Origin of the sequence: Gordonia mangrovi, assembly GCF_024734075.1 — a bacterium.
Classification (GTDB): domain Bacteria; phylum Actinomycetota; class Actinomycetes; order Mycobacteriales; family Mycobacteriaceae; genus Gordonia; species Gordonia mangrovi.
Map to the genome: position 1 here is coordinate 3,279,489 of NZ_CP102850.1, position 11,793 is coordinate 3,291,281.

The 11,793-nt window shown below is 63.0% G+C and carries 8 protein-coding genes; 4 read left to right on the forward strand and 4 right to left on the reverse strand.

Features of this window, described 5'->3' with window-relative positions:
- Positions 1 to 33 precede the first annotated feature (33 nt).
- The gene (locus tag NWF22_RS14860) at positions 34 to 924 is read right to left on the reverse strand and encodes a LysR family transcriptional regulator (protein ID WP_160903615.1); all 891 of its coding nucleotides are present in this window, start codon (positions 922 to 924) and stop codon (positions 34 to 36) included.
- A gap of 213 nt (positions 925 to 1,137) precedes the next feature.
- Between NWF22_RS14860 and NWF22_RS14865 the strand changes: the two genes are divergently transcribed.
- The 4 genes from NWF22_RS14865 (at position 1,138) to ltrA (ending at position 7,509) form a co-directional block, all read left to right on the forward strand.
- On the forward strand, positions 1,138 to 2,406 hold the full coding sequence (locus tag NWF22_RS14865; protein WP_160903614.1) for an aminotransferase family protein: 1,269 nt from the start codon (positions 1,138 to 1,140) through the stop codon (positions 2,404 to 2,406).
- Complete coding sequence (locus tag NWF22_RS14870) at positions 2,403 to 3,893, forward strand: NAD-dependent succinate-semialdehyde dehydrogenase (RefSeq protein WP_160903613.1); 1,491 nt, start codon at positions 2,403 to 2,405, stop codon at positions 3,891 to 3,893. Before NWF22_RS14865 ends, NWF22_RS14870 begins: the two co-directional genes overlap by 4 nt.
- 42 nt (positions 3,894 to 3,935) lie before the next feature.
- Positions 3,936 to 4,823, forward strand: coding sequence for an LLM class flavin-dependent oxidoreductase (locus NWF22_RS14875; RefSeq protein ID WP_160903612.1), 888 nt, complete (start codon positions 3,936 to 3,938; stop codon positions 4,821 to 4,823).
- Between the two features lie 1,312 nt (positions 4,824 to 6,135).
- Complete coding sequence (gene ltrA, locus NWF22_RS14880; RefSeq protein WP_202398906.1) at positions 6,136 to 7,509, forward strand: group II intron reverse transcriptase/maturase; 1,374 nt, start codon at positions 6,136 to 6,138, stop codon at positions 7,507 to 7,509.
- Between the two features lie 362 nt (positions 7,510 to 7,871).
- Here ltrA and NWF22_RS14885 read toward each other — a convergent pair whose 3' ends face one another.
- From NWF22_RS14885 to NWF22_RS14895, 3 genes are all read right to left on the reverse strand, one after another.
- Entirely contained in the window at positions 7,872 to 8,861 is a 990-nt protein-coding gene (locus NWF22_RS14885) for an ABC transporter permease (RefSeq protein WP_160903611.1), read from the reverse strand.
- A gap of 8 nt (positions 8,862 to 8,869) precedes the next feature.
- Entirely contained in the window at positions 8,870 to 10,444 is a 1,575-nt protein-coding gene (locus NWF22_RS14890) for a sugar ABC transporter ATP-binding protein (RefSeq protein ID WP_160903610.1), read from the reverse strand.
- 192 nt (positions 10,445 to 10,636) lie between these two features.
- Positions 10,637 to 11,746: a sugar ABC transporter substrate-binding protein gene (locus NWF22_RS14895; protein WP_160903609.1), complete on the reverse strand. Its 1,110-nt coding sequence runs from the start codon at positions 11,744 to 11,746 to the stop codon at positions 10,637 to 10,639.
- Positions 11,747 to 11,793 lie beyond the last annotated feature (47 nt).

Below are 11,793 nucleotides of genomic sequence, written 5' to 3' on the forward strand. Positions count from 1 at the left end.
GATGCTGCCGGTGCGTGATTCCATCATCGGCCGTCACGACCCTTCGTCGAATTGCTCCACGAATGCCTGCCGACACGCAGCAATGGCGGGCCTACGCTCGGCGCCGGCGCGACAGAACAGCGAGATGTCACGCAGATTGTGAACATCGAAGAGCGGTGTCGATTCGAGACGCACCCCCAGGTCGCGCACGAGGAGGTCCGGCAAGAATGCGCCGGCCAGACCTTCCTGTACGAGTCGCAGGTGAAATAAGAGGTCCGGCGACTCGTATGCGACATCCGGGTCGAATCCCCTCTGCTGACACAACCTGCGTGTGAAGGCGTGCGCCTCGGAGCCGCTGGGTTCGAAGACCCAACGCATGCGGCGCAGGTCATCGATCGACGTGGCCTCGACCGATACCGGGAGATACACGCGAATCGGGTCACGGAGCAAGAGGTCCGCAGTGAACTCTGAGGGCACCGATTCCGACGTTCCGGGGTAGCTGTCGGCTATCACCACGTCGACCCTGCGTGCCGACAACATCTGCAACCCGTTCTCCGGCTCGACCTGACGGTATCGCACATCAAGATCGGGATGCTCGTCGTGCAGACGAGCGATGACGGGGGGCACTGCCAACCGGCTGATCGTGGTGAACGCGGCGATGCGCAGCACACCTCGAACGGATCGATCACTCGCTGCCAGGTTGCTTTCCGCTCGCTCCAGAATCGCCACGATTTCGTCTGCATGTGCAACCAGGTCTTCCGCGGCGGGTGTGAGCCTGACACCTCGACCGACCTTTTCCAGCAACGGAACTCCGGCCTGCTTCTCCAACGCGCTCAGTTGCTGTGAAACCGCAGAGTGTGAGTACGACAGCGAATGGGCTGCGGCGCTGATGCTTCCCCTCAGTCGCACCTCGCGCAGCAGCACCATCTTTCGCACATCGAGCACGTCACACCTCCCTCGCCACGAGCGGGTATCCATTGTCCAGCAGACATGTCACCAAAGCTTACATATTCCTGTCTTGAAACGCCGCTTTTCATTACTTATATCTCTGGATAGCGTGGTGTTCAGGGTCGGATTGACGCGCCGGCCAGCTACTGGCCGGGTCGACCTGAACTCCGCCGCCGTTCCGCATCTTCTTTGAAAGGCACTGGTGTACTGATGAATACAAAGATTCTTGATGGCCCGGCGCTGTGGCCTGCCCAAGCACATGTCCCCTCGGTGCTCGGTCGCCAACTTGTCATCGAACGCGGTGAGGGTTCCTACATCTACACCGCCGCAGGGCAGAAACTCTTCGACGGCACTGCTGGTCTGTGGCACGCCAACATCGGTCACAGCCACCCTGATCTTGCCGCCGCCGCGCGCGCCCAGATGCTGAAACTGGAGACTTACCACATCTTCGCCCGGTTCGTGAACGATCAGGCGCTGGCGCTGGCAGACAGACTTGCCGCGATGTCGCCGATCGCGGACCCGAAGCTCATCCTGAACTCCGGCGGTTCGGACGCCATCGACGTGGCCTGCAAGCTGGCCCGTCGCCACTGGCAGCGTGCCGGTCGGACCACCAAGTCCGTCATCCTGAGTCGAGAGTTCGCATATCACGGCTTGCACGCTTATGGAACCAGCATTGCTGGCCTCGAGTTCAACCGTGAGGGTTACGGTACCGAATCCCTGGTGCCGGAAACCCGTCGAGTGCCGGTCGACGACGTCGATGCGCTGAAAGCGGTCATCGCAGAGATCGGCCCAGAGAACATCGCGGGGATCGTCACCGAACCGATTCAGGGCACCGGTGGAGTCAATCCGCCCCCACCCGGATACCTGCAGACAGTGCAGCAGCTGTGCCGTGATAACGACATACTGTTCATGCTCGATGAGGTCATCACCGGTTTCGGGCGGACAGGGTCGATGTTCGCCGCGGAACGCTATGGTCTGCAGCCAGACCTCATCACCTTCGCGAAAGGCGTGACCTCGGGATACGCTCCCCTGGGCGGTGTCATCGTGGCACCGCATGTGTGGCAGCCGTTCTACGTCGACGACGATGCAACACCCGTATTCCGGCACGGCGCCACCTATGCAGGCCACGCCACCTCATGTGCCGTGGCGATGGCGAACCTCGACATTTTGGAACGCCACGGTCTGGTGTCCCGCACGGCGGAACTCGAGACCCTCCTCCGCGCGCAGTTGGATCAACTCTCGGCGAAGCACTCCAGTGTCGTCGATGTGCGTGTCGGCGGCTTCTTGGGCGGCGTCTCATTGAGCGACGATGTGCGTGCGGAATCCGTGGCGGACAAGCTGATCGACATCGGCTTCATCTCGCGGCCGCTCCGGGGCAACACGTTGCAGATCAGCCCTCCGTTCATCACCACCGATGGCGAACTGGTCCGGTTCGTCGACGCGATCTCGCAGGTGCTGTCGGAGGAGGAAAGCGCATGACAACCGATTCTTCTGTTTCGTCCCTGCTGTCAGCCGACCCGCGCACGGCGGCCGCGGCCGACTCCGTCGTTGCGGCTCTGACCCTTCCGGATACTGATCGGCAGTTCGACGTCGCGAATCCGGCATCCGGTGAGCCCATCGCCACAGTCCCTGACTTCGGCGCCGCGGATGCGATACGTGCAGTGGCGGCGGCAGATGCTGCCGGCCTCGAGTGGGCTGCTCGGACTCCCCGGGATCGGGCAGACATTCTTCGCCGTTGGTACGACCTCATCATCGACCATGCCGATGAACTGGCGCTGCTGATCACGCGGGAGATGGGCAAACCGCTGGCCGAATCCCGCTCCGAGGTCACCTACGGAAGTGACTTCGTCCGGTGGTATGCCGAGGAGGCGGTACGCCCCGGCGGCAATGTGCGCGAAGTCCCGTCCGGTGGTGGAACGCTGCTCACTCGTCGTGGCCCGGTGGGACTTGCAGTTCTGATCACACCGTGGAACTTCCCGCTGGCGATGGCGACGCGCAAGATCGCCCCGGCGTTGGCAGCCGGCTGCCCGGTGGTGATCAAACCCGCCAACCTGACACCGCTGACGACCTTCTACGTGGTCGAACTAGCCCGCCAGGCAGGGGTTCCGGTCGACCTCATCCAGGTGATCACCACGGCGGACGCCCCCGCCTTCAGTGAGGCGGTGCTGGCCGACCCGCGCGTTCGCAAGGTGTCGTTCACCGGCTCCACCGGAGTCGGAAAGACGTTGCTGCGGTTGGCCGCCGACAACGTGCTGCGTTCATCGATGGAACTCGGCGGGGACGCGCCACTGATCATTTTCGACGACGCCGATCTCGAGCGCGCTGTCAACGGCGCTTTCGCAGCAAAGATGCGCAACGGGGGGCAGTCCTGCATCGCTGCGAATCGCATCTACGTTCAGGATGGTATCGCCGACGCCTTTGTCGAGGGTCTCGCCACGAAGATGGCCGAATCTCAGGTTGGCGATGGTTTGGCCGATGGTGTGATCGTCGGCCCGCTCATCGATGACCGGGCCGTGGCGAACATGCAGTCATTGGTCGACGACGCCGTCGGTCGTGGCGCTGACCTACGCACCGGGGGCAGCGCCATAGCCGGCGCCGGAACCTTTTTCGAGCCAACGCTGCTCGACCACGTGCCCCAAAGCGCCGACGTGGCCCAGTCCGAGATCTTCGGCCCTATCGCGGCAATTCAGCGATTCCGCAGCCAAGCGGAAGTGGTACAGCGCGCCAACGACACCAACTACGGACTGGCGAGCTACGTATTCACCGAAACCCTCGACCGCGCCCTCAACGTCGCAGATGCACTGCACAGCGGTCTGGTCGGGATCAATCAAGGTGTCCCGTCCAACGCAGCTGCTCCGTTCGGCGGCATCAAGCAGTCCGGTCTGGGCCGCGAAGGCAGCGCCGAAGGGCTCGAGGAGTATCAAGACATCCGCTTCTACAACGTTGCGCGGCGCGAGACCGAATAGACACCAGCCCAGAGAAAGAACATTCGGAAGGTTGAACTGCACATGAGCGAAACCACGGTGGGCGTCGTCTTTCGTCCGGAATTCACACCCGAACTGCTCCCCGGCGCGGCGCGCACTGCCGATGAGGTCGGTCTGGACGAGCTCTGGATCTTCGAGGATTGCTTCTTGAACGGGGGCATCTCGGCCGCGGCTGTCGCCCTCGCGAACAGTCGCCGTTTGACCGTTGCAATCGGAGTGCTGCCCGCTCCCATGCGCAATGTCGCACTGACCGCCATGGAGATCGCAACACTCTGCCGTCTGTACCCGGGGCGCGTGCGCATCGGCGTCGGACACGGCGTGCAGGACTGGATGCAGCAGATCGGCGCCAAAGTGGCCTCCCCGATGACCCTCCTACGCGAGTACCTGACCGCACTGCGCGCACTTCTCGACGGGGAACGCGTCACCATGCACGGCAAGTACGTCGAGCTCAATGACGTGCAACTGGCGTGGCCGCCCGAGCAGAGAGTTGAATTGATCTGCGCTGCGACTGGTCCGAAGACCCTGCGGCTCAGCGGCGAGCTGGCAACAGCGACGGTGCTCGCCAGTTGGACCACACCGCAGATGATCAGGGACTCGGTGGTGAGCATCGACGAAGGGCGGGCCCAGCGCACAGACACCTCCCCGCACGATGTGATCACTTACCTGCAGACTACCTTCGGAACGAACGCCAAGGATCGGGCGATCGAAGAACTTCGAAGCTGGGGGTTCGATGTGGAGGCCGATCTCGCCGCGTACGGTTCACCGGAGGATGTGGCGGCCGCTGCACGGCGATGGATCGACGCTGGTGCCGGCACAATCGTACTGCAGCCGTCCCCCGACGTAGACATCAACGAATTCGTGACCATCGCCGCACGGCAGGTGCAGCCTCTCCTCAAAGCCCTTCCCGAGTAGTCGCATTCGGCGCCGAGAGCAACTGGGCGCTGCGGACTGCACGCCGCCGGTTCCCGGATGAGCACACGTCCGAGGCTGCGCCGAAACAGTGGGCCGGCAAGCCCCGTCCCGCTCGGGCGGGGCTTGCGGTCGGTGTCTGCGCGCGCCGATTGATGCCGGGGCGATCGTCAGTGTCCTGCTGCAACGGTCCGCGAGTGACTCGTCGGTAGTGGGGGTGTGGCTCGACGCCACTGTGGTGCTCTTGTCGATCGGCATCCACGACCTGCCGGATACCCTGTGCGGCCGCGCGACCGGTGATCCGGCGGTGCCCAATTCTTCGACCGTCTGCTTCCGCGATCGATGCGCCCTCGGAGAGTTGCGCGAGACCGCGTCTACTCCCTCCCGATGTCCGGCGCAGCCCGGCTGGTTCCCGGACTGGAATCGGCCTGGGCGAGTTTCAATTGTCAACTGGGGCGATCTGGGTCTTCTCATCGATCGACCCCGACCGACGCGGCGTCCGTGGCTTCGCCCGGCGTCATGGGCGCCGAGGACAGGCCATCACACACGCGGCGCCACACTCACTCAACAACGGCGGATACCCGCCTCACGCCGATCGTCCGTTCCGCACTGACGGGTCTCAGCGCCATCTCAAACGCCGCGGTACGACTACGCCTGGCCACCGCAGTCGGGGAAGGGACGAGACGATTCCGGGGTGTCGCGGTTGTCTCGCGAAATCGCCCGTGGGGGCGGCACACCAAGCCGCCGGGTTGAGTGTGGACCGTATGGGTCCGGACCGTGCGTCGCAGTCTGTTGCCGCGCTGAGCTGCCCAGATGGTGCGTCCTGAAAGCTGGATTGGACTAGCGGGTGGAAGTCCCGTCCCGGTAGGTACCGGAACGCCGGGTAGCAGGCCCCGGTTCGTCGTCGAGAGGTGGCGGGCTGAGCGGGGTGTCGAAAGCCTCTTCGGAGGGAGCAAGTGTGCGGGCCGTAGCGTTAAGCGAACTCTGCAGCCTCGTCACAGATACAACGGAGGAGCCGAGCCGCTCATATCACGGCGAAGGCCATGTCCGCCATGCCCTGTTCCGGGGTCAGCTGGGGGGTCCTTCCGGGGTAGGGGAGACGGCACGCACACACAGTCTGGTTCGGAACAGGAGAGACCCGTCTGTCTGGCCTTCGTCGGGCAAAGACCAGGGGTATAAGCCGATGGTGAAATCCTCTGGAGGGCAGCGGGAGTCCGATGGGAGCGTAGTACCGGTGATCGGCGTGCAACATAACGCGCCGGGAGGGAAGGGTCCCAGCTTTGATCCTGCGGACGGAGTGGGTAAGCATCAGGGCATGACCGAGGTGACTTGGTCCAACTTCCCCGACAGGCCATCGCCTGTCGTAGCCGATGAGGCGCCGTTGGCTGCTTCACCGGTGAAAGTGCGACGACTGCAACGGACGCTATGGGCTGCGGCCAAGCAGTCTGAGGGTCGGCGTTTCCACGCTCTATATGACCGTGTCTACAGGGGTGACGTCCTGTGGGAGGCGTGGGAACGAGTGCGTAAGAACAAGGGTGCGGCCGGGGTGGATCGAGTGACCCTGGTTGCGGTGGAGGACTACGGCGTGGACCGCATGCTGCGTGAGTTGCGTCGTGACCTTCGCGAGGGTGTGTACCGCCCGGCGCCGACGCGTCGGGTGGAGATTCCGAAACCACACGGTGGTGTGCGGCCGTTGGGGATTCCCACGGTGCGAGATCGGGTGGCTCAGGCGGCGGCCAAGATTGTGTTGGAACCGATTTTCGAGGCGGATTTTCTGCCGTGCTCGTATGGTTTCCGGCCCAAACGTTCGGCCGCCGGGGCGATGGAACGGTTGCGTACCGGGTTCATCGAGGGTCATCGGTTCGTGGTGGAGTTCGACATCGCGAACTATTTCGGCGAGATCGATCACGAGCGGTTGCTGGTGGAGGTCGGCCGGAGGGTCTCGGATCGGCGGGTGCTTAAACTGCTGCGTTTGTGGTTGCAGGCAGGAGTGATGGTGCAGGGGCAGGTGACGCGGACGGTCGCGGGCACGCCTCAGGGCGGGGTGATCTCCCCGTTGTTGGCCAACATTTATCTGCATGTGCTCGACACCGAGTTGTCTGCCCGTGGGGTGGGCGAGTTGGTGCGCTACGCCGATGATGGTGTGGTGTTGTGCCGCAGTGCGGCGCAGGCTGAGCATGCTTTGGCGGCGGTGGGAGAGATCCTGGCGTCGTTGGGGTTGCGACTGCATCCGGACAAGACGAAGGTGGTCGACCTGCGTGACGGTCGTGAGGGCCTGGATTTTTTGGGTTGTCATTTCCGGGCGCGCATGTCGGGTCGGTTGTGGGAGCAGCGCGGCATTGTGCGTTACTACCTGCATCGATGGCCCAGCCAGACGGCGATGACACGGTTGCGGGCCAAGGTGCGTGCGCGCACAGGCCGAAATCGTGCCGGTGCGGATATCCGCGTGGTGATTGCGGATCTCAATCCGGTGCTGCGGGGCTGGGGTAACTACTTTCGGACCGGTAACGCTGCCGAGAAGTTCCGTGAGATCGACAGTTACGTGGTGCGGCGGTTGTTTCGCTTGCAAGTCAAGAAGCGGGGCCGCAATCTGCGTGCTGGTCAAGCCGATCAATGGACTGAAGAGTGGTTTAACGGGCACGGCCTGCACCGTTTGCGCGGCACTATCCGTTACCCGAAGGCAGCGTAACCATGCACAGAAGATCATCGGTAAGCCGTGTGCGGGAAAACCGCATGCACGGATTGAAAGGGGGATGGGGAAACGGACTCGCGCTGCGAGCACCGCGCCCCTGACTACCAATGCATCGAGGGTCCGGGCGCTGATTGAGCCAACTCGGGGTCAACACCCATGCGTTGCGTATGTCGGCAACCACGTGAATCACACCAGCGCCGCAACCCTGCGTGGCGCGGTGTCGGGGAACCCCGGATGTGTTCTCGCCGAATTCTTACCGCCACCCCAACGATCAAATGACAACGGTCTGCACACCGCGCGGGATACGCGGCGTGCAGACCGGGTCGACCTCTGTCAGCGCTGTTGCTGACGCATCATCGTCAGCGTTTGAGTGCGCCGGCGTTCAGGATGACTGCCGCCAGAATGATGAGGCCGGAGACAATCTGTTGCCAGTAGGGCTGGATGCTCAAGAGGTTGAACGCGTTCTGCGTCAGGGCGAGGAGTAGCACGCCGAGCACGGTGCGCCACAGCGCGCCTTTTCCGCCCAGAATGCTGGTGCCGCCGATCACTACGGCAGCGATGGCCATGAGCGTGAGGTTGCTGGCCCCGGCGTAGACGTTTCCGACACCGGTGCGACTGACCAGGATGAGTCCGGCCAGCGCTGCGGTCAACGCACCCACGGTGTACGCCGCGATGCGGATTCTCGAGGTTGCGATACCGGAGAGCCGAGCGGCTTCCGCATTGCTGCCCACGGAATACAGGTGTCGGCCGAAGACCGTCCGGGACAGCAGGAATCCGAGGATCAGGTAGGTGAGCACGATCACGATCACGGACACAGGCACGTCACCGAAGCGGTGCGACCCGAGCCAGCGGAAATTGCTGCTGCTCGAAAGATCCAGGCTCAGGCCCTGGGTGACCAGCAACGCTATCCCACCCATGGTGAGGCCGGTCGCCAGAGTCGTCAGAAAGCTGTTGATCTGCAGTCGGCCAACGAGATAGCCGTTGACCAGGCCCACGGGAATGCCCACCAGCAGACCGACGATCAAGCCCAACGCGGGATTCTGAAGAACGAGCGCCACCTTCGCCGCGATGACGCCGGACATCGACATGATCTGACCGGTCGAGAGATCGAACGCTCCCGAGATGATCACAAAAGTGGTGCCCAATGCGATGAGCATCAGCGGCGCGTTCTGGTCGATGAGATTCATGAAGTTGCGCACCGACAAGAAGTTGGGCGCTGCGAACGACATGATGATGATGAGAAGCAACACGATCGGCGCGATGGCGTAGTTGCGGAGCCAACTTCCGATCGAAGGCGATGCAGGTCGCGCGGGTGCGGTCGTCTCGGGCGCGGTTGCTGTTGTTGTCACGGGTCTTCCTATCGGGCTTTGGTGTGTGGAGCGGAATCTGCCAGCTCAGGCTCTGAAGCTCCGAAAGCGGTCTGCAGAACCTTGTCGTGGTCAGCGGAATCAGGATCGAACGAACCGACGATCTCGCCGCCACGCATGACCACCAGGCGGTGGCACAAATGGGTGACCTCATCGAGTTCGGAGGAGATCACGATGACGGCCATTCCGGACCGGACGAACTCGACCACCCGGTCGTAGATCGCCCGTCTAGATCCGACATCGACGCCGCGCGTCGGCTCATCAAGGATCAAGAGTTTCGGAGTCCGGAACAGACATTTGCCGAACAAGACCTTCTGCTGGTTGCCGCCGGACAGCCGCATCACGTCGGCGGTGAGGTCTACGTTGTCGACGCCCATGTCGGTCAGGGCGTCACGGGTCAGGTCCGCCTCGCGCTTCCGGTTGACCACACCTGCAGTCGAGACATCCTTCAGAAAGGCCGAACTGACGTTGTGACGTTGGTTCAGCCCGAGGAAGAGGCCTTCGGTTTTACGGCTCTCGGGAAGCAAGGAGATTCCGGAATCGAGGGCATAGCGGGGCGACCGTGGTTGGTACGGCGACTCGTCGAGAGTGATGTCCGCCTCGACTCCCTTTGTTGCACCGAACAGCGCGTGGGCAAGCTCTGATCGACCGCTACCGACCAGGCCGAAGATGCCGAGGACCTCTCCGGCGCGCACGGTGACATCCACCGGTCCCGAGGCGCCCGGCACGCGAACCTGCTTGGCATCGAGAATCACCCGCGCGTTCGCGGGTACGGCGGGCTTCTCCGGGTAGTTCGCTTCTAGCGACCGGCCGAGCATGTCGGAGATCAGACTGGTGTGGGTGTAGTCGGAAGCATCCCGAGTCCGGACGTGACGTCCGTTGCGCAACACGCTCACACGGTCGCTGAGGTCGAGGACCTCGTCCAAGAAGTGGGAGATGTAGACAATCGAGGTGCCGGAATCCCGGAGGCGCCGTACCACCTTGTGCAACTTGGCGGCGGCCTCTCCAGGAAGAGCCGCAGTCGGTTCGTCCATGATGATGAGGCGTGCGTCGCGGGCGATCGCGCGCATGATCTCGACCTCCTGCTGAGCGGGTAGGCCGAGGTCCCCGGCCGTCGCGTTGGGGTCGAGCTCGAAGCCTGTCCGCTCCACCAACTCGTCGAAGATCTCGAGGTTGCGTCGCTTGGCGACGTATCCGAATCGGTGTTGCTCTCTGCCGAGCAACACATTGTCGATCACGGTGCAGTCCAATGCGAGTGAGATCTCTTGGTGCATCGTCACGATACCGTCGTGCAGCGCCGCACTGGGGCTGCGGTAGCTGACCGGCTTTCCTGCGACAGTCATCCGGCCGGAGTCGGGCAGATGAAACCCGCTGATCACCTTGCCCAGCGTTGACTTACCCGCACCGTTCTCGCCGACAAGCGCATGAACTTCGCCGGCCCGGATCTCGAGATCAACTCCGTCCAAAGCCTTTTGGCTGCCGAACTGCTTCGTGATGGATGCGAGCTGGATCAACTCGGTCGTGTCGGCGTCGCTGCCGTCCGCTTCGCGCATACGATCGGACATTGGGGTATTCCTTCCTACAGTCCAGGGGTGTGCAACCAGATTCCACGGCAGGGCCAACCACCCGATGGTGGTCGAGCGTTCCTCGGCCACCGGGCTGATCAGCCATGTCTGGTCCCTGGACGTACCAGCGTCTGCGCCACGGGGTGAGCGCAGCGCAGACGCTGGTACGTTCAGATCAGATCGCCTGTACCGTCAGCCTTCCCACTGACCGACGATTTGGGGATTCGCGTCGAGGACCTCTTTGGTGAGCATGAAGGGGTCACCGTCGAGGTGTTCCATCCGGACGTATTCCGGCACCTCGTCTCCCTGCAGATGGGACAGGGCAATACGGACGCCGGCGCGACCAGTGCTCTGCGGCCGGTTGTAGGTGGTCATGTCCCAATGCCCCTCACGGATCTGATCGATCGCGTACATGGTGCCGTAGGAAGACACCAACCGGACGTCGTCGGGTCCCGTCCCCACAGTGCGCCCTGCCGCCACAACCGAACTCTCGGCACCTCTGGTCGACTCATCGGCCTGGCTGGCAATGACATTCAGGTCCGGATTTGCCTGGAGGCAATCGGCTGCCTGGGTGCGGCCGAGGTCTTGTGTGTACTCGGCGTCGGTTTCACAGACGATCTCGATGTTCGGGTGATCGGCCAATGCCGCGTAGAAGATGTCGGGCTTGACCTTGTCGAACAGCAGTGACCGCACTCCCCAGAGGACCTCGACCTTGCAGGGGTCCTTGTTCTCGCACGCTGCGATGGTGCCATCGGCCATCGCAGTCGCGTTCAACTCCAGATCCTCGACGATCTGGGATACGACACCTTCGGCCTGGATCTGGTCCGAGAGGATGTCGGGGCCGATCGGCTGATTCAATGCCACCGTCGGGATTCCGGCCGCCGCGGCCGCCTCGACTGCCGGTGTGATACTGGCGCTGTCGTTCGGGATGATCAAGATGACGTCGTACTGCTGGCCGACGGCGATGTCGGAGACCAGCTGGTACTGCTCCTGCGCGTCGAAGTTGGTGGGTCCGACGAACTCTGCCGTTGCACCGTAACGCTGGGCTTCATCTTCCACCGCCCGAAACATGTACTCGGAGAAGGGGTTGTCCCTGGAGTTTCCGAGAAAGGCGATGCGCACACCGTTCGCTTGTTCTGCATCCGGCGCGGCGATCTGGACCTCGCCGCCCTCATTCCAGTTCTCCTGCTGGGCCACGCTCGGCTCCGGGCTGTTCCCGGCGAGGTCATTTCCACACGCGGTCAGGGCAAACGTGGCCGCGGCCATGACTGCCAACGCGGAGTTTCGGGTGTTTCGTTTCATTGTTGTTGATCCTTGATGGATGGGACTTCGTATTTTGGGCACAGTTC